Source organism: Arthrobacter dokdonellae (assembly GCF_003268655.1).
GTDB classification, from domain to species: domain Bacteria; phylum Actinomycetota; class Actinomycetes; order Actinomycetales; family Micrococcaceae; genus Specibacter; species Specibacter dokdonellae.
This window is the reverse complement of record NZ_CP029642.1, coordinates 2,688,065-2,706,041: the sequence shown is the minus strand read 5'-3', so window position 1 is coordinate 2,706,041 and position 17,977 is coordinate 2,688,065. Positions and strand designations below refer to the sequence as shown.

Sequence of the window (17,977 nt, the reverse complement as noted above, 5' to 3'; positions counted from 1 at the left end):
GACCTGCGCGTCCTGGGCGTGGATCCCGGCCTGACCCGCTGCGGACTGGGCGTGGTGGACGTTGCATCGAACCGCACGGCCACCCTCGTGGGGGTGGGCGTGGTGGGCAGTTCACACGAACTGTCCCTTGATGCCAGGCTGCTGGTGATCGCCAATGCCATCGACCAGTGGCTGGACGCGTTCACGCCGGACGTCCTGGCCATTGAGAGGGTCTTTGCCCAGACCAACCTCAGCACCGTCATGGGCGTGGCGCAGGTGTCGGGCGTTGTCATGGTGGCCGCTGCCCGCCGCGGCATACCGGTGGCGATGCACACGCCGTCGGAGGTGAAGGCCGCGGTGACCGGCAGCGGGCGGGCGGACAAGGCGTCCGTGACGGCCATGGTCACCCGGATCCTGCGCCTGAACGAGCCCGCCCGCCCTGCGGACGCGGCAGACGCCCTGGCCTTGGCCATCGCCCACGCCTGGCGCAGCGGCAGCTCCGTTGACACCGGGGCCCCGGGGACGACGACGGCGCAACAATTGTGGCGTGATGCCGAAACCAAGGCGAAGCTGACGAAAAACAAGGAGAAGCCCGGCGCGGCCTGGCGCTAGGTATTCGTAGTTGTGTTCGATAAGCTGTGTGGCAGGTTAGTTTTATAAGGAGCAACGCAATGATCAGTTTTGTCCGCGGACCGGTGGCCCACCTTTCACTGGCGCAGGCCGTGATTGACGTCAACGGGGTGGGCATGCTGGTGCACGCCACGCCGAAGACGCTCGGCGGCCTGAGACTGGGGGAGGAGGGCACGCTCACCACCTCCATGATTGTCCGTGAGGACTCGATGACGCTGTACGGCTTTGCCGACGCGGAGGAACGTGAGGTCTTTGACATCCTCATGGGCGTCAGCGGAATCGGTCCGCGCCTGGCCCTGGCCATTCTGGCCGTGCTGGAGCCCGAAACCATCCGCCGGGGCGTGGCAGGCGGCGACGGGAAGGCCTTCACCAAGGTCCCCGGGGTGGGTCCGAAAGTTGCGGGACGCATCGTGCTTGAACTCAAGGACAAGCTGAAGCCCACCGGCGTGGGAGCCACCGCGGCAGCTCCGGCGGCCCAGGTGCCGCTGGCATGGAAGGACCAGGTGGTGGCCGCCATGACCAGCCTGGGCTGGAATGAAAAGGACGCGCTGAAAAGCATCGACGCGGCCGTCGCGGCCGACCCGGAACTCGCCGAGGGTGCCAATGTCCCCGCCATCCTGCGTGCCACGCTGCGCTGGCTGGGCCAGGACGGCGCCCGCCAGGGAAGTTCACGCCAGCCGAGCCGGGTGCTCTAGGCCGTGGCCGAGCTGAACGGCGGCGGGCTCCTCCCGGGCCAAATGAGCCTTGGCGCCACAGCCCCCGCAGGGAGGTCCGGCTCCCCCAGTGAACTGGCCCCTGCCGCCGAGCCTGAGGAGCGGGAGCTGGAAGCGGCACTGCGCCCTAAAAACCTGGACGACTTTGTGGGCCAGGAAAGGGTCCGCAAGCAGTTGGCCCTGGTGCTGGCGGCCTCAAGGATCCGCGGCCGCAGCGCAGACCACGTCCTGATGTCCGGTCCGCCGGGCCTGGGGAAAACCACCCTGGCCATGATCATCGCCGCGGAAATGAACGCACCGCTGCGCATCAGCTCCGGACCGGCGATCCAGCACGCCGGCGACCTCGCCGCCATCCTCTCCTCCCTCTCAGACGGCGAGGTGCTGTTTCTGGACGAGATCCACCGCATGTCGCGGCCCGCCGAGGAAATGCTGTACATGGCCATGGAGGACTTCCGTGTGGACATCATCGTCGGCAAGGGGGCCGGCGCGACGGCCATTCCGCTGGAACTGCCGCCCTTTACCCTGGTGGGGGCCACCACGCGCGCCGGCCTGCTGCCCGGGCCGCTGCGCGACCGCTTTGGCTTCACCGGGCATCTCGAGTTCTACTCGGTGGCGGAATTGGAGCTGGTGCTGCGCCGGTCCGCCGGGATGCTGGACCTGAAACTGACAAGTGCCGGCTTCTCTGAAATCGCCGGCCGCTCCCGCGGCACGCCGCGCATCGCCAACCGCCTCCTGCGGCGCGTGCGCGACTGGGCGTTGGTGCACGGTGTTGAAACCATTGACGCCCGCACCGCCTCGGCCGCCCTGGATATGTACGAAGTCGACGCCCGGGGACTGGACCGCCTGGACCGTTCGGTGCTGGAGGCCCTGGTTAACAAGTTCAACGGGGGGCCGGTGGGGCTCTCGACCCTCGCCATTGCCGTGGGCGAGGAACCGGAGACCGTGGAAACGGTGGCCGAACCGTTCCTGGTCCGGGAGGGCCTGCTGGGGCGGACCCCGCGCGGACGCATTGCCATGCCGGCCGCTTGGGACCACCTGGGCCTGAAGATGCCCGGCAACGCCGTCGCCGCCGCCATGCTGCCGTTCGACGACGACGATCCCGGCGCGTAGGACCGCGGCCCCGGTTTGGTCCGCCCGCATGAATATCCGTCTTTCCTTGTGTCTTGACGTGCCGCTGCCGGGTGTCTTGACGTGCCGCTGCCGACCGGCGGCAGGCAATTGGTGGCCCCGCTTCACCCCGTACTCAGAAATACCCCCTAGACTGGTATGACGTCCGGCACGTCTCCTGCGTCCCTGGCACCACCTGGATTTCTATGAATGGAACTTTTGCAGTGACCCTCAGTAGCATTTTGGCCGCCGACCAGGCCGCCCCCGCCGGCGGATTCAACCCCATGAACCTCGTCCTGTTCGCCTTGTTCGCGTTGCTCATCATCATGATGATCCGCAAGCAGCGGAAGACCAAGGCCGCGGCCCAGGAAAAGCAGTCGAAGCTGGCTCCCGGCGTGGACATCATGACCAACTTCGGCCTCTTCGGGCATGTCAAGTCCGTGGACTCCGAGAACAACAAGATCCAGCTGGAGATTTCTCCCGGCGTCGTGGTCACCGTGCACAGCCAGACCGTTGCCAAGATCACCGAGCCGGAGGACGCCGGGCTGTCCGGGACCGCCGTCCCCGACGACGCGTCCTCGCTGACGCGGGACCTGGACACGCCGGACCGCTCCCATGAGACCGTCGACGAAACCGTGGCACGCTTGAACCAAGAAAACAATAAAGACAACTAGGCATTCCGGGGTTGGCGCTGCTGTAGCGGGAGGTCCTGCTGCGGCAGTTTTGCCATGTTCCTACACCTGTGACCAATAGAAGGATCCCTTGATGGCACGAACCGGTCCGACGTCCATGGCGCGCAGAACACTTCTGTGGCTTGGGGCGCTCATTATCGTATGCATTGTGGCTGTGGGAGCTGGAGTGATCTCCGGCGCCGCATCCTGGGCGCCCAAGCTTGGCTTGGACCTTGAGGGCGGAACCCAGATGATCCTGGAGCCCAAGGTTGAGGGCAACGGCAGCGTTTCCGCCGACCAGTTGAATCAGGCCGTGTCCATCATCCGGCAGCGCGTGGACGGTTCCGGGGTGTCGGAGTCGCAGATCTCCACCCAGAGCGGGCGCAACGTTGTGGTCCAAATGCCCGGCGCCCCCACTGATGAACAGCGCGCCCTCATCACGGCGTCGGCCAACATGAACTTCCGGCCCGTCATCGTCTCCAGCGAGGCCGCAGCGGGTGCCGTGCCGGTGGCACAGCGCACCCCGGCAGCCAAGCTGCCCAAGCCCACCGCGAAGCCCACGAACGCCAGCGACCCCAACTGGGTCGATGCCGCTGTCATGAAGAAGTACGAGGCAACCAGCTGCGTGGCACCGACGACGCCGCCGGACACGAACGCCGACCCGGCGAAGCCGATGGTTGCCTGTGAGGCCGACTCCGGCTTCAAGTACATCCTGGGCCCGGTGGAAATTCCCGGAAAGTGGATTCAGACAGCGTCCTACGGACTGCAGACCGGCGCCCAAGGAGCGACGACCAACCAGTGGCAGGTCGCCCTGACCCTGGTCAAGCCGCAGGGCGCCGACGCGTTCAAGACAGTGACGCAGCGCCTGTACGCCAAGTACGTGGCCAACCCGAACGATCCCCAGGCCCGCTTTGCCATCGTCCTTGACGGCAACGTGGTCTCCGCTCCCGCGTCCCAGGCGGTCATTACGGACGGCCAGTCCTCGATCACCGGAAACTTCACCGAAGCCAGCGCAAAGACCCTGGCGGACCAGCTGAAGTTCGGCGCGCTGCCCATCAGCTTCACCATCCAGTCCGATGAGCAGATCTCCGCCACCCTGGGGCTGCAGCAGTTGGAGATGGGACTTCTGGCCGGACTGATCGGCCTCGGCCTGGTGGTCATCTACTCGCTCTTCCAGTACCGCGCACTCGGCTTTGTCACCATCCTGTCCCTGGTCATCGCCGGCGGGCTGACGTACCTGGCGATTATCCTGCTCGGCTGGAGCGAAAACTACCGGCTGTCACTGGCCGGCGTGGCCGGCATCATCGTCTCCATCGGCCAGACCGCCGACTCCTTCATCGTGTACTTTGAACGCGTCAGGGACGAACTGCGCGACGGCCGGGGACTGGTGGCCGCCGTCGACAACGGCTGGATGCGTGCCAAGCGCACCATCCTGGCCTCCAAGGCAGTGAACATCCTCGCCTCGGTGGTGCTGTACTTTGTGTCCGTCGGCAACGTCAAGGGCTTCGCATTCACGTTGGGGCTGACGGCGGTGGCGGACCTCATTGTGGTCTTCATGTTCACCCACCCCACCTTGCTGCTGCTGGCACGGACAAGGTTCTTTGGCGAGGGGCACCATTTCTCCGGCCTGGATCCCGTCCAGCTCGGCGCCGTGCCGCTCTACCGTGGGGCGGGCCGGTTCCGTTCCCCCGAGGACACGCTCGCCGTGGCCAAGGGCAAGAATGCCCGTGCCGCAGGCGAAGCCGAACGCCGCCAGACCATCGCCGAACGGCGGCTGGCCGCGAAGGAAGCGGAAATGGTGGGCAGCAGGGGCGCAGGGGCCAAGAAATCCGAGCCCAGTGACGACTCCAAGGAGGCCAAGTAATGAAGAGTTTCGCCACTTTCGGCAACGAGCTGTACACCGGCGAGCGGACCTTTCAGTTTGTCGGCAAGCGCAAGATCTGGTTCAGCATCACCGCCGTTGCCGTGCTGTTCTCCATCCTGGTCCCGCTGCTGGGCGGCGGGTTCAACTTCGGCATCGAGTTCCGCGGCGGGTCCCAGTTCACCATTTCCAACGTGTCCAACACCAGTCCGGCCATTGGTGAAAAGGCCGTGGCTGCGGGGGCGCCGGGCACCGTGGCGGTGGTGACCAACATCGCCGGCAAGACCATGCAGGTCCAGACCGACCGGCTCTCGGACGATCAGACCAGCAAGGTCAAGAAAGCCCTGACATCCGCCTATGGCGTGACCAATGACCAAGTGACATCCACCTTCGTCGGCCCAACCTGGGGACAGGACGTGTCCAGGCAGGCCATCATCGGCTTCGTGGTGTTCGTGCTGCTGGCCACCCTCATGATGGCCCTGTACTTCCGGACCTGGCGAATGTCCGTCGCCGCCATTATTGGCCTGTTGGTGGTCATGGTGGTCACCGCCGGAATCTACGCGGCGTCGGAGTTTGAGGTGACGCCGTCGGCCATCATCGGCTTCCTGACCATCCTCAGCTACTCGCTGTACGACACAGTGGTCGTGTTTGACAAGATCAGGGAGAACACGGCCGACATCAAGTCCTCCACCCGGCGGACCTTTGGCGAAGAGGTCAATCTGGCCGTCAACCAGACCCTGGTGCGCTCCATCAACACCATGATGGTGGCCGTGCTGCCCGTGGGCTCCATCCTGTTCATTGGCGCCCTGCTGCTGGGCGCCGGAACGCTGCGCGACCTTTCCCTGGCATTGTTCATCGGCATCATCGTCAGCACGTTCTCCACCGTCTTTGTCGCGGCGCCCATGTACGCATGGCTGCGCGAGAAGGAACCCGAGCTCGTCAAGCAGGCCAAGAAGGTCCAGGCCAAGCGCGCGGCGCAAACCGTGGACGCCTAAGGCCTGCGGGACCGCATGGCGTGGCGGGCCGGGACGGGCGCATCGAGCGCCCGTCCCGGCCCGTAACGTGACAGGGACCGGCGTGCACCGGGATTAGACTAAGTAGATGCTGTGGGCCCAGGGCGCGCCCGTAAGGCGCCGCAAGGGGCAGGATGGACGAGGGAGGTAGCGCGCTGTGAACGATCAATCACCCTCGCATGAAATTTTGGCGGACGACTCCACGGACGGGAACGCGGGCGCTGCCCATTCCGCCGCGGACCTGCGGCCCACCTTCCCGGGACGCCGGGAACGCACCCGCTCCCGGCTGGCCCGGCTGGCCGGCTGGTCCACCGAAAGCCATTCGCCCATCCTCGAACCCCTCCTGCGCATTGTGCGGGCGAACAATCCGAAGGAAGACTTCGAGCTGATCACCCGTGCTTTCGCCGTCGCGGAAAAGTACCATGAGGGGCAGAAGCGCAAGAGCGGGGACCCCTACATCACGCACCCCGTGGCAGTGGCCACGATCCTGGCCGAACTGGGGATGACCGGCCCCACGCTGGCCGCTGCGCTGCTGCACGACACGGTGGAGGACACCTCCTACACGCTCGAGGAGCTCCGGCACGACTTCAGCGACGAGATTGCCAAACTCGTGGATGGGGTGACGAAGCTGGACAAGGTGGAGTTTGGCGACTCCGCCCAGGCAGAGACCGTCCGCAAGATGGTGATCGCCATGGCCCAGGACATCCGGGTGCTGGTCATCAAGCTGGCCGACAGGCTGCACAACGCCCGCACCTGGAGGTTCGTCAGCGCCGAGTCCTCGGGCCGCAAGGCCCGCGAGACGCTGGACATCTTCGCGCCGCTGGCCCACAGGCTGGGCATGAACACCATCAAGTGGGAGCTGGAAGACCTCTCCTTTGCCGCCCTGTACCCAAAGGTGTACGAGGAACTGGTCCGCATGGTCCAGGACAGGACTCCGGAGCGGGACAAGCAACTGGGGGTCATCCGCCGGCAAATCAGCGAGGACCTGCGCGGCGCAAAGATCAAGGCCGAGATCACCGGCCGGCCCAAGCACTACTACTCGGTGTACCAAAAGATGGTGGTCCGGGCCAAGGACTTTGACGACATCAACGACTTGATGGGCGTGCGCGTGCTCGTGGATACGGTGCGGGACTGTTATGCGGCGCTGGGGACCATCCACGCGCGCTGGAACCCGCTGCCCGGCCGGTTCAAGGACTACATCGCCATGCCGAAGTTCAACATGTACCAGTCGCTGCACACCACGGTGATCGGCCCGGACGGCAAGCCGGTGGAAATCCAGATCCGCACTCACGAGATGCACCAGCGCGCGGAGTACGGTGTGGCGGCGCACTGGAAGTACAAGACCGGCAACAAGAACCCGGTCTCGGGCCAGGAGGACATGAACTGGCTGCGGACCCTGGTGGACTGGCAGCAGGAGACCTCGGACCCCGGCGAGTTCCTGGACTCCCTGCGCTACGAAATGAACGCCCGCGAGGTGTTCGTCTACACGCCCAAGGGCCAGGTCATCGCCCTTCCTGCCGGGTCGACGCCGGTGGACTTTGCCTACGCGGTCCACACCGAAGTGGGGCACCGCACCATCGGCGCCCGCGTCAACGGCAAGCTGGTGCCGCTCAACAGCGAGCTGGAGCACGGCGACACCGTGGAGATCTTCACCTCGAAGGCCGAAGGCGCCGGCCCCAGCCAGGATTGGCAGAACTTCGTCAAGAGCGCCCGCGCCAGGAACAAGATCCGCCAGTGGTTCAGCAAGGAACGCCGCGAAGAGTCCATTGAAAAGGGCAAGGACTTGCTGACCAAGGCGATGCGCAAGCAAAACCTGCCCCTGCAAAAGATGATGACCCATGACGCGCTCACGGCCGTCACACAGCACTTCCGCTACGTCGACATTGCCGGGCTCTACGCTGCGGTCGGTGACGGACACACCTCGGCCCAGTCCGTCGTTGAACGGCTGGTCGATGTGCTCGGCGTCAACGACGACATCGAAGACGCCGCTCCGCCCGTTGCCACCCACGTCTCCAACGCCCGGTCACGGGTCTCGGACTCGGGAGTCATTGTGCACGGCGTGGGGGAGGTGCTGGTGAAGCTGGCGCGCTGCTGCACCCCGGTGCCGCCGGACCCGATTGCCGGTTACGTCACCAAGGGCTCGGGCGTGTCGGTCCACCGCGAGGACTGCCCCAACCTCAAGCACCTGAGGAATGAGCCGGACAAGCTCGTGGATGTGGAATGGGCGCCCACCCAGTCGGGGGTGTTCCTGGTGGAGATCCAGGTGGAGGCCCTGGACCGCAAGAGCCTGCTTTCGGACGTCACCCGCGTGCTGTCCGAAAGCCACGTCAACATCCTGGCCGCCAGCGTGAACACCTCGCGCGACCGTGTGGCACTCTCGCGCTTTGCGTTTGAGATGGGGGACCCGAAGTACCTGCACCACGTCCTGAACGCCGTGCGCCGCATCGACGGGGTGTTCGACGTCTACCGGACCTCCGGCTCGCAGCGCCGCAACTGAGGCGCCTGCGGACCCGGGGCGTCGTGCGGCGGCGGCCCTGCAGACGTGGCACGCCTTTCGGCTATTCCTCCAGCAGGGTGCGTAGCAGCGCCTGCGCCCGGCGTTTGCCCGGGATGTGGCGGGCCATGGCGACGGCAGAGTTGATGCGCCCCAGGGGACAGCCGAGGTCCGCCGCTCCCGCCAATGCCAGCAGCAGGGGAGCAGCCGTTGCCTCGGGTTCATGCATGGCGATGTCCACCGCCGTGCGCAGCGCGCGGGTGACCCGCACCCCGCCCACGCGTTCGACGTCGTACGGGCCCAGCATGACCTCATGGACCTCGCAGCCGCTGCGCGGCGGCAGCATGGTGGTGCGGCGTGCCCGGTCGAGCAGGAGACAGATGGTTTGCGGAGGAGGCGCGCAGCCGAAGACCCAGGCTGCTGATCCGCGGCCCAGCACCGCCCGCTCCGCCAGTCCTGCGGGAACGTGGTGTGCCAACGCCGAGGCGCGGTGGGCCGGGGTTTCCGGCTCCGCGACAGGGCGGAAGGCCTGGCCGAACACGCGCGCAAGCACGCCGTCGCGTTCCATGGCGCACAGTTCGGCGACGGTGAACTGGCCGCCAGCGGCAAGGATGCCGTCGGGCGCGGGCGCGGGCACGGTGGGCTGCATGGGCCCAGCCTGCACCTTGGGGCGGACGACAAAAAGGCCCCCGGGGCCGGATTGTGGACAACCCGGCCCGGAGGCCTCCTAAAACCGCGTTCGTCAGCTAAAGTCCTCTGCGGCCTTGCGGATCTGCTCGAGCCAAAGTTCCCTGGCAGCGAGGGCCTCCCGGGCCTTTGCCGCCTTGCGGGCGTCACCCGACTTCTCAGCGGCAGCGAGGTCTTCCTTCAATCCGGCGATGGTGGCCTCAAGCTGGGTCAGCGCACTGCTGGTGCGGGCCTTCGCCTCGGGGTCGCTGCGGCGCCAGTTGTCGTCGTCGGCCGCCTTGACGGCGTCTTCCACCTTGCGGAGGGCGCCTTCCACGCGCTGCATGTCCGCCCGCGGCACCTTGCCCGCCTCTTCCCAGCGGTCGCGGATGGACTGCAGGGACTTCTTGGCTGCGGCCAGGTCGGTGACGGGCAGCAGGGCCTGCGCCTCGGTGATGAGGGCTTCCTTGACCACCAGGTTGGCGCCGAATTCCTCGTCGATGGCGTCGTTGGCGGACTGGCGTGCCTTGAAGAACTTGTCCTGGGCGGCACGGAAGCGGCCCCAGAGGGCGTCGTCGTCCTTGCGGCTGGCACGTGGAGATGCCTTCCACTGGTCCATCAGGCGGCGGTACTCACCGGCGGCGAAGCCCCACTCAGTGGAGGAGGACAGCTCCTCGGCCGCCGTGATCAGCGCCTCCTTGGCGGACTTGGCCGCGGCGTTGTTGTTGTCCAGCTGCGAGAAGTACGCGCGGCGGTGCCGGTCGAAAACGGTGCGTGCGCTGCGGAACCGCTTCCACAGGCCCTCTTCCGTTGCCCGGCCCAGACGCATTCCGGTTTTCTGCGCCTGCTTCCACGATTCGAAAAGCTCGTTCATGCGGGCGCTGCTGACCTTCCACATGACCGTGGCGGGGTCCTCCGCGGCGATGGTCTCCGCCTCGGCCACGATCGCTTCGCGGGCGGCAAGTTCCACGCCGCGGGCAGCCTCATGGGTGGCGCGTTCCCGCGCCTGGAGGGCCTTGATGGCCTCCTCCAGTGCGGTGAGACGTGCCAGGGCGCCATTGATGTCTCCCACGCTGGTGCGCTCAGCGAGCTGGGCACGCAGATGGTTGACGGTCTTGTTCATGTCCGTTGTTGCGGCCTTGGCCTCAACGCGCTGCTCCAGCAGCGTGATCTGGGCGGTGATGTCCTCGAACTTGCGGGCAAAGTAGGCCAGGGCCTCTTCCTTGCTCGCACCGGGATACTGGCCCACCGGGTATTCTTCGCCGTCCAGTTTCAGGAAAACGTGGCCGTCGTCCTCGGCCCGGCCAAACTTCGCCGCTTCCTCCAGGTTGACGGCCGTGGCGGTCACGGGCGCGGGTGCGGGGGCTGGTGCCGCAGCGGCGGGCAACTTGGGACGGGCCGCCAAGGCTGCCGGCGACGGGGCCCGTGGTGCGGGCGCAGGCGAGGGCGCCGGCGCCGGCAAAGCGGGTGAGGGAGCCGCTGCAGCATCCTGTGCCGGAGCCTCCGCCGGAGCCTCGGGCTGTGCCGGAACTTCAGCCGCCGGGGCTTCGGCGGTAGGGGCTTCGGTCGCAGGAACTTCAGCCGCAGGAACTTCAGCCGCGGGAATGCCAGCGGCCGGGGCCTCGGCTGTCAGGGCTTCAGCCGGCGTGCCAGTTGCGTCGGCCGCTGTGTCGTCGGGGGCTGCCTCCTGCGCAGCTTCGGGGGCTGCGCCGTCCTCAGCGACGGCCACCTCCGTTGCTGGCACACTCTCGGGGACCGTGCCGTTGATGGGAGTTTGGGCGTCCGCCGGCTCAGTGCTCAGGGCCGTTGTGTCGTCGGATTGTTGACTGTGTGTCACCGCTAAAAGTCTTTCGCTGGATGGAAATCTGGCAGGTCTGAAACGGAAATCGATGTGGCCGGGATCGAACGTGCTGCGGTCCCAGAGGTGTGCTGGCACCCTCGAAGGTGTGGCCTTTTCAATTACTTCAGCGTAAACGAGTCTATCGTCACCTTGGTCTTGGGTGCACCGTCCGTGGCGCCGCCCGCGCCGGGCGTGATGCCGCCGGCAGCGATCTTGGTGATGACATCAAGGCCGCTGGTGACCTTCCCCATCAGGGTGTAGCCGCCGTCGGTCTGTGGCAGCGTGGTGTCTTTGTAAGTGATGAAGAACTGCGTCCCATTGCTGTAGGTGCTGGAGCCGCGGGCCACGGCGATGCTGCCCGCGGGGTAAAGGCCGTTGGCGGGGGAGTTCTCCACCGGGCCCCACTGATAGTTGGGGTCGCCATTGCCGTCGCCCTTGAGCGAGCCGCACTGCAGCAGCGCGAAGTTCGCCGAATCCGTCAGCCGGTGGCAGGTCTTTCCCTTAAAGAAGCCGCTGTCCGCCAGCGATTTGAAGACGGCGGCCGCTTGGGGAGCCTTGGTGCCGTCAACTTGGACGCCCATGGGCTGGCCGTTGAGCGTGAGGGTTCCCGTGAACGTCTTGCCCGCGGCGGTGGCGGCCTTGGGAACCGTGGGGCTGTTCGTCCCGGCGGGTGTGCTGGAGGTGGGGGACGCACTGGGGGATGCGGCGGGCGTGTCCGTGGCAGCGGCGTCGTTCTTCGGGCCGGTGAACACTGTCAAGGCCAGGACCACGGCGACGGCGATGGCGATGGCCATGGCGGCGGCGGCAATGATGTTGTCGCGCTTGCGGCGGGCGAGCTGCTCCCGGTGCATCTGCTGGTTGGCCGCCATCCGGGCCATCCGTGCCTTGGCCTCCCGGCCGTCCTTTTTGCTGTTAACCAACGGTATTTCTCCATGATTTCTTCGCGTGGTCCGGGCCCGCGCACCATGCGCACTGCGGGGACTGGTTGGGGCGGCCCGCCAAACCTTATAAAATGGCAGCCGGATGCCAGTTTACCCACGGAACTGCCCGGTGGACGCCGGACACGGCGGCTGCATCCGCAACACCATGACCTTGTTATGCGGGCCGCGCCGGCCGCAGTTTCCCGGCTGCACCGTCCCGCCCGTCTTGTTAGGAGAGTTCCACCCATGGCACGCACCGCCTCCCTGTCAGGTTTCCCCGAGTGGCTGCCACAGGAGCGGCTGGTGGAGCAGCATGTGCTGGACACGCTCCGTCGCACCTTTGAACTGCACGGCTTCAGCTCCGTGGAAACACGCTCCGTGGAGACCGTGGGGCAGCTGCTGCGCAAGGGCGAGATCGACAAGGAGGTCTACGCGCTCTCCCGCCTGCAGGACGACGACGGCAACGCCGCGGCCAGCGCCAAGGGGGACCCGAACCAGCTGGCGCTGCACTTTGACCTGACCGTGCCGTTTGCCCGGTACGTCGTGGAAAACTCCGGTTACCTTGCCTTCCCGTTCCGCCGATACCAGATCCAGAAGGTGTGGCGCGGCGAGCGTCCCCAGGAGGGCCGGGTCCGGGAGTTCACGCAGGCGGACATCGATGTGGTGGCCGACGGCGTCCTTCCCTTCCGCTACGACGTGGAGCTTGCGCTCGTGATCGCCGAGGCGCTCTCGGCGCTGCCGATCCCGGCGTTCAAGCTGCGCATCAACAACCGAAAGCTGGCCGAGGGCTTCTACCGCGGCATCGGCCTGAGCGACACCGCCGGGGTGCTGCGGAGCATTGACAAGCTGGAAAAAATCGGCGCCGACGCGGTGGCGCAGCTGCTCACGAGCGAGCTGGGCGCCACCGAGGCACAGGCCGCCAAGGCGTTGGCCCTGGCGTCCATCCGCACCGAAGACACCTCCTTCGTGGAGCAGGTGCGCGCCCTGGGCGTCAACGACGAGCTGATGGAGGAAGGCCTCAACGAGCTCGAGCAGGTCATCGCCGCGGCCGTGAAGAGCGCCCCCGGATCCGTGGTGGCCGACCTGTCGATCGCCCGCGGCCTGGACTACTACACCGGCACCGTCTACGAGACCGTCCTCGTGGGCCACGAGGCACTGGGCTCCATCTGCTCCGGCGGCCGCTACGACGCGCTGGCGTCCAAGGGCAGCCGCACGTTCCCCGGCGTCGGGCTTTCCATCGGCGTCACGCGCCTGATCTCGCGCATCCTCAGCCAGGACCTCGCCACCGCCTCCCGCAGCGTCCCGACGGCGGTGCTGGTCACCCTGGCGGACGAGGACAGCTGGACGGCCGCCCAGGAAGTCGCGGCCAAGCTGCGTGCCCGCGGGATCTCCACGGAGGTGGCGGCCAAGGCCGACAAATTCGGCAAGCAGATCAAGTACGCCGACAGGCGCGGCATCCCGTTCGTCTGGTTCACCGACGGCGACGGAGCCCATCAGGTCAAGGACATCCGTTCCGGTGAACAGCTGCCGGCAGACCCCGCGGACTGGATGCCGGCAGCCGAAGATCTCAAGCCGCGGATCGTCACCGCGTAAACCGGCTCGCTGCTCCCGCTTGCGTTCCTCGGGCCGACCGCTCGCGGCGACATGCGCAGAGGAGCAGGAGCCGGCATTTTTTGTAGGTGACGTAAAGGAGACGCCCAAGGCCGCCCGCGGCCGACGCGTCGGATAGTCACCGGAAAAATGGCGGGCCTGCTCCGCACGCGACCACCGGCGTTTAGATTCACCGGTAAACTCGAGCGGAGACATACTGAGGGTCCGTCTGGAACGGGCCGGTCACCACGATTGGAAGGAATGCTGTGCTGCGCACACATGACCTGGGCTCCCTGCGGGCTGAGCACATTGGACAGACTGTAACCCTCGCGGGGTGGGTTGCCCGCCGCCGTGACCATGGTGGTGTTGCCTTCCTGGACCTGCGTGACGAGTCGGGCGTGTCGCAGATTGTCGTCCGCGAGGAGGACGTGTTCCACTCGCTGCGCAACGAATATGTGCTGCAGGTCACGGGCACCGTCTCGCGCCGCCCCGAGGGCAACGAAAACCCGGCTCTCGCAACGGGTGAGATCGAAGTGGTGGCCGATGACGTCGTCGTCCTCAACGAGGCCGCACCGCTGCCCTTCCAGGTGGACGAGCACGTGGAGGTCGGCGAGGAGGCGCGCCTGAAGCACCGCTACCTGGACCTGCGCCGCCCGGCCATGCAGCGGAACCTGCGGTTGCGCTCGGAGGCCAACCGGGTGGCCCGCGAACTGCTCCACGAGCAGGGCTACGTGGAGATCGAGACGCCGACGCTGACCCGCTCCACCCCGGAAGGTGCCCGCGACTTCGTGGTGCCCGCCCGCCTGGCGCCGGGTTCCTGGTATGCCCTGCCGCAGTCCCCGCAGCTGTTCAAGCAGCTGCTGCAGGTGGGCGGCTTCGAAAAGTACTACCAGATTGCCCGCTGCTACCGCGACGAGGATTTCCGTGCCGACCGGCAGCCCGAGTTCACGCAGCTGGACATCGAGGCGAGCTTCGTGGACCAGGACGACATCATCGCCCTGGGCGAGAAGATCATTTCGGCCCTGTGGAAGCTGATCGACGTTGAAATCCCCACTCCCATCCGGCGCATGACGTACCTCGATGCCATGGCCCGCTACGGCTCCGACAAGCCGGACCTGCGCTTCGGCCTGGAACTGAGCGACCTCACCGAATTCTTCAAGGACACGAACTTTGGCGTTTTCAAGGCCCCGTACGTGGGTGCCGTCGTCATGCCCGGCGGGGCGTCACAGCCCCGCCGCCAACTCGACGCCTGGCAGGAATGGGCCAAGCAGCGCGGCGCCAGGGGCCTGGCCTACGTCTTGTTCAAGGAGGACGGTGAACTGGCCGGCCCGGTGGCCAAGAACCTGACCGACGCCGAGCGCGCCGGCCTGGCCGGTGCAGTGGGCGCCAAACCCGGCGACTGCATCTTCTTCGCCGCCGGCGAAGTCAACCCCTCGCGTGCCCTGCTGGGCGCCGCCCGCGTCGAGATCGGCCACCGGACCGGACTCATCGACCCGGCCGACTGGGCGTTCGTGTGGATCGTGGACGCGCCAATGTTTGAACGGGCCGCCGACGCCGTCGCCTCCGGTGACGTGGCCGTGGGCAGCGGCCAGTGGACCGCCGTCCACCATGCGTTCACCTCCCCGAAGCCCGAATTCTTGGACACCTTCGACAAGGACCCGGAAAGCGCCCTGTCCTACGCCTACGACATCGTGTGCAACGGCAACGAAATCGGCGGCGGCTCCATCCGCATCCACCAGCGCGACGTGCAGGAGCGCGTGTTTGAACTGATGGGCCTGGACAAGGAATCGGCCGAGACCAAGTTCGGCTTCCTGCTGGAAGGCTTCAAGTTCGGCGCGCCGCCGCACGGCGGCATCGCCATCGGCTGGGACCGCGCCGTGTCCCTGCTGGCGGGCGTCGACTCGATCCGCGACGTCATCGCCTTCCCGAAGTCCGGCGGCGGCTACGACCCCCTGACCGCGGCACCGGCCCCGATCACGGCGCAGCAGCGCAGGGAGGCCGGCGTGGACTTCAAGCCGGAGGCAAAGGTACAGCCCAAGGCTGAGGTGCAGGCCGCAGCCGAGTAGTCTCTGCCAGATATGCCGGCCTCCCGCTACGGGAGGCCGGCATATCTGCCTTAACGCCCCTCTCTGGTGAGCCCCGCCAAAACCGCCGCCAGCTCCGGGACGCCCCGGACGACGTCGGACTGGGCACCCGCCGCCGAGACCTTGCCACCCACGCTGATGTCGTCCAGCGATCCCTCCAGTTCCATGGCCGGCACGCCCGCGCCTCCGGTGCGCACGTCCCCGCCCACCGAGGCCGTGCCAATGCGGCCGCCGGGCTTGATGCCCAAGGCGATGGCGGCCAGGGGAAGCAGCACCCCCTTGACGAGCGATTCGCCGGTGCCGCCCTCCGTGCGCAGGTCCCCGCGGATGGTCAGGCAGGGAAGCTCGCGGCTGACCTGCACGCCCACGGAGCCGTCGCCGTGCGTGGTGGTGGTGCCCAGGTTGCGCACCTCCCGGCGGAGCGTCACCGTCGGCATTCCGCGCAGGCTGCCGAGCACCTCAATGGCCAGGGTTCCGGATTCAAGCGCTTCCGCGAGTTCCTTCGCGTTGGTCACCCTTGTCCATTCCATGCTGAACCGCCTCTTCCTTGACAACTGCCGTGATCGGGGCCCGACTGCCCGCAATCGGCGTAGAGCGGCCTGCTGAAACTCTAGTTCGTCCCCGGGGCCCTGGGCAGTGGCAGAGCGGAAATGTCCGGCCGGCGGCTCGCGTAGCATGTTGCAATGACCCACGCCGCCCAGCCGCCAGTTGGACTGGACGAACTCGAATCATTGATGCACCGGGCCTGGCTGGCGCCCGAGCGGGAGAGTCTCGACGGCTGGGTCATGCGGTCCGCCGGGTCGGTCACCCAGCGGGCCAACTCGGTATGGCCCTCCAGCGCGCCGCCGGATCTGGACGCCGCGCTCGGGGCCGCCGCCGCCTGGTACGCCTCCCGCCGCCAGCCGGTGACCTTCCAGCTGACGGACCGGCCGGAAAACGCCGCCCTGGACGGGCTGCTTGATCGGCAGGGCTATTCCCGCCAGTCGGAGACCGTGATCATGACCGCTGTCGGCCCTGGCCCGGTGCAGCGCGCCGCAGGCCACGGCACGGTGCCGACCGCTGCCGGCCCCGGCACGGTGCCGACCGCTGCCGGCCCCGGCACGGTGCCGACCGCTGCCGGCCCCGGCACGGGAGCGGGGCGCGGCGCGAAAATCCGCCTGTCGGGCCACCCGTCGGAGGAGTGGCTGGACCTGTGGTGGCGGGTGGACGGCAGGGGAGGCGCGGCGGAACGCGACATTGCCCGGTCCATCCTTCTGGGCACGCCGTCCGTGTACGCCTCGGCCGTGGATGGCGCGGGTGCCGTCCTTGGCACCGGGAGGCTGAGCGTGCTGGATTGCTGGGGCGGCGTGTATTGCATGGCCGTTCACCCGGAATTCCGGCGGCAGGGCTTGGCCACCGCCGTGCTTGGCTCGCTCATGGAGGCCGGGCGGCGAGCAGGCGCGTCACGTTTCTGGCTCATGGTGGCCGAGGCCAACGTCGGTGCCCGTGGGCTGTATGAAAGGGCGGGTTTCGCCGAGTGGGGACGTTACCATTACCGCCAGGCCCCACTCCGGAGGGCATCCAGCGCCGGTGGTCCCCGGCGTCGAGGTAGCGGCATGGCGCCGAAACCTGCCACAATGAGGGCCGGTCTCGATCGGGACCCGCTACCTCGGCGAAAACGGTGATTCGGGGTCCACTGCTTCGGGGCGGACCCGCTACCTCGGCGGTGTCGGCTTGCGGGGGTCAGGCGGGGTCGGTGACCTGGATGCGGACGGAGCAGAAGTCCGCCGCCGCCCGCTGCAGCACGGCCGCGTTGGGATCGGCCACCGCCAGCGGGGCCAGCCGCGGCCGCGCCGCGTAGGGCTTCAGCGCGGATTCAGCCAGCACGGCCTCCACCAAGGACCTGTCGCCGCCCGTGGCGAGGTACTCAAATGCCTGTCCTCCCAAGCCCTGCCCGCTGAAGATCCGTGCGGCCTCCACAGCGGCCTTCCCCACCAGGGCATCGGCCTGGTTGCCGCGGCGGCGCGCGAAACGGTGCTGCGACTGCCCTCCGGCTGCCGTGCGCGACTGCACATATTTGGTCCCGCACTTGTGCGCCAGCAGCGTCCCTCCCACCGCAAGGCCCACGGCATACCCTCCGCGGCGGACGAGGAGCAGACCCATGGACCGCTCCTGTGAGGCGAGGGATGCCAGCCGCTCGAGGGGGCCCTGGCCGCGCCCGGGCCGTCCGTCGTCGCTCCAGGGAGGGGAGAGGAGGGCCACGGCGCCGTCGTCCATTCGCAGTTCGAGGCCGCGGTCCGTGTCTGACAGGCCGGTCTGTCCCCCGTGGGCGGCGGCGAACCGCTCCACCCAGCCGGCCAGGCGGGCTGCGGGGACAAAGGCGGTGCGGCTCGGCTCTCTCACGCCTGCCACGATACCTGTCGCCGGCGG

Annotated in this window: 15 protein-coding genes; 10 read left to right on the top strand and 5 right to left on the bottom strand. The window is 67.4% G+C overall.

What is annotated here, in order from left to right; genetic code table 11:
* Positions 1-3 precede the first annotated feature (3 nt).
* From ruvC to DMB86_RS12020, 7 genes are all read left to right on the top strand, one after another.
* On the top strand, positions 4-591 hold the full coding sequence (gene ruvC, locus DMB86_RS12050; RefSeq protein ID WP_113718026.1) for a crossover junction endodeoxyribonuclease RuvC: 588 nt from the start codon (positions 4-6) through the stop codon (positions 589-591).
* A 59-nt stretch (positions 592-650) separates the two neighbouring features.
* A complete protein-coding gene (ruvA, locus tag DMB86_RS12045; protein ID WP_113718025.1) occupies positions 651-1,304 on the top strand; it encodes a Holliday junction branch migration protein RuvA in 654 nt (217 codons plus the stop codon).
* 42 nt (positions 1,305-1,346) lie between these two features.
* A complete protein-coding gene (gene ruvB, locus DMB86_RS12040; protein WP_227878748.1) occupies positions 1,347-2,432 on the top strand; it encodes a Holliday junction branch migration DNA helicase RuvB in 1,086 nt (361 codons plus the stop codon).
* 221 nt (positions 2,433-2,653) lie between these two features.
* On the top strand, positions 2,654-3,103 hold the full coding sequence (gene yajC, locus DMB86_RS12035; RefSeq protein WP_227878342.1) for a preprotein translocase subunit YajC: 450 nt from the start codon (positions 2,654-2,656) through the stop codon (positions 3,101-3,103).
* Positions 3,104-3,194: 91 nt separating this feature from the next.
* Positions 3,195-4,964: a protein translocase subunit SecD gene (gene secD / locus DMB86_RS12030; protein ID WP_113718024.1), complete on the top strand. Its 1,770-nt coding sequence runs from the start codon at positions 3,195-3,197 to the stop codon at positions 4,962-4,964.
* Positions 4,964-5,956, top strand: coding sequence for a protein translocase subunit SecF (secF, locus tag DMB86_RS12025; protein WP_113718023.1), 993 nt, complete (start codon positions 4,964-4,966; stop codon positions 5,954-5,956). Before secD ends, secF begins: the two co-directional genes overlap by 1 nt.
* Positions 5,957-6,161: 205 nt before the next feature.
* A complete protein-coding gene (locus tag DMB86_RS12020; protein WP_418202328.1) occupies positions 6,162-8,471 on the top strand; it encodes a RelA/SpoT family protein in 2,310 nt (769 codons plus the stop codon).
* Positions 8,472-8,532: 61 nt separating this feature from the next.
* Here the strand turns inward: DMB86_RS12020 and DMB86_RS12015 are convergent, their stop codons facing one another.
* The 3 genes from DMB86_RS12015 to DMB86_RS12005 form a co-directional block, all read right to left on the bottom strand.
* On the bottom strand, positions 8,533-9,117 hold the full coding sequence (locus DMB86_RS12015) for a hypothetical protein (protein ID WP_113718021.1): 585 nt from the start codon (positions 9,115-9,117) through the stop codon (positions 8,533-8,535).
* A 93-nt stretch (positions 9,118-9,210) separates the two neighbouring features.
* Positions 9,211-10,971: a DUF349 domain-containing protein gene (locus tag DMB86_RS12010; RefSeq protein WP_227878341.1), complete on the bottom strand. Its 1,761-nt coding sequence runs from the start codon at positions 10,969-10,971 to the stop codon at positions 9,211-9,213.
* Positions 10,972-11,093: 122 nt separating this feature from the next.
* Entirely contained in the window at positions 11,094-11,894 is an 801-nt protein-coding gene (locus DMB86_RS12005) for a peptidylprolyl isomerase (RefSeq protein WP_227878340.1), read from the bottom strand.
* A gap of 246 nt (positions 11,895-12,140) precedes the next feature.
* On the opposite strand from DMB86_RS12005, the gene hisS reads away from it, so the two are divergent.
* Together hisS and aspS are read left to right on the top strand one after the other, a co-directional pair.
* Positions 12,141-13,487, top strand: a complete 1,347-nt coding sequence (gene hisS, locus DMB86_RS12000) for a histidine--tRNA ligase (protein ID WP_113718020.1) — start codon at positions 12,141-12,143, stop codon at positions 13,485-13,487.
* 263 nt (positions 13,488-13,750) lie between these two features.
* A complete protein-coding gene (gene aspS, locus DMB86_RS11995) occupies positions 13,751-15,550 on the top strand; it encodes an aspartate--tRNA ligase (protein WP_113718019.1) in 1,800 nt (599 codons plus the stop codon).
* A gap of 50 nt (positions 15,551-15,600) precedes the next feature.
* Here aspS and DMB86_RS11990 read toward each other — a convergent pair whose 3' ends face one another.
* On the bottom strand, positions 15,601-16,098 hold the full coding sequence (locus tag DMB86_RS11990; RefSeq protein WP_113718018.1) for a hypothetical protein: 498 nt from the start codon (positions 16,096-16,098) through the stop codon (positions 15,601-15,603).
* A 153-nt stretch (positions 16,099-16,251) separates the two neighbouring features.
* Here DMB86_RS11990 and DMB86_RS11985 point away from each other — a divergent pair, with 153 nt between their 5' ends.
* Complete coding sequence (locus DMB86_RS11985; protein WP_113718017.1) at positions 16,252-17,232, top strand: GNAT family N-acetyltransferase; 981 nt, start codon at positions 16,252-16,254, stop codon at positions 17,230-17,232.
* 58 nt (positions 17,233-17,290) lie between these two features.
* Here DMB86_RS11985 and DMB86_RS11980 read toward each other — a convergent pair whose 3' ends face one another.
* Entirely contained in the window at positions 17,291-17,959 is a 669-nt protein-coding gene (locus DMB86_RS11980; protein WP_418202274.1) for an acVLRF1 family peptidyl-tRNA hydrolase, read from the bottom strand.
* Positions 17,960-17,977 lie beyond the last annotated feature (18 nt).

Coding starts and splice junctions, on each gene's coding strand:
- secD (WP_113718024.1), top strand. CDS start 3,195: ATGGCACGAACCGGTCCGACGTCCATGGCGCGCAGAACACTTCTGTGG.
- DMB86_RS11985 (WP_113718017.1), top strand. CDS start 16,252: ATGACCCACGCCGCCCAGCCGCCAGTTGGACTGGACGAACTCGAATCA.
- ruvA (WP_113718025.1), top strand. CDS start 651: ATGATCAGTTTTGTCCGCGGACCGGTGGCCCACCTTTCACTGGCGCAG.
- DMB86_RS12015 (WP_113718021.1), bottom strand. CDS start 9,117: ATGCAGCCCACCGTGCCCGCGCCCGCGCCCGACGGCATCCTTGCCGCT.
- ruvB (WP_227878748.1), top strand. CDS start 1,347: ATGAGCCTTGGCGCCACAGCCCCCGCAGGGAGGTCCGGCTCCCCCAGT.
- hisS (WP_113718020.1), top strand. CDS start 12,141: ATGGCACGCACCGCCTCCCTGTCAGGTTTCCCCGAGTGGCTGCCACAG.
- DMB86_RS11990 (WP_113718018.1), bottom strand. CDS start 16,098: ATGGAATGGACAAGGGTGACCAACGCGAAGGAACTCGCGGAAGCGCTT.
- secF (WP_113718023.1), top strand. CDS start 4,964: ATGAAGAGTTTCGCCACTTTCGGCAACGAGCTGTACACCGGCGAGCGG.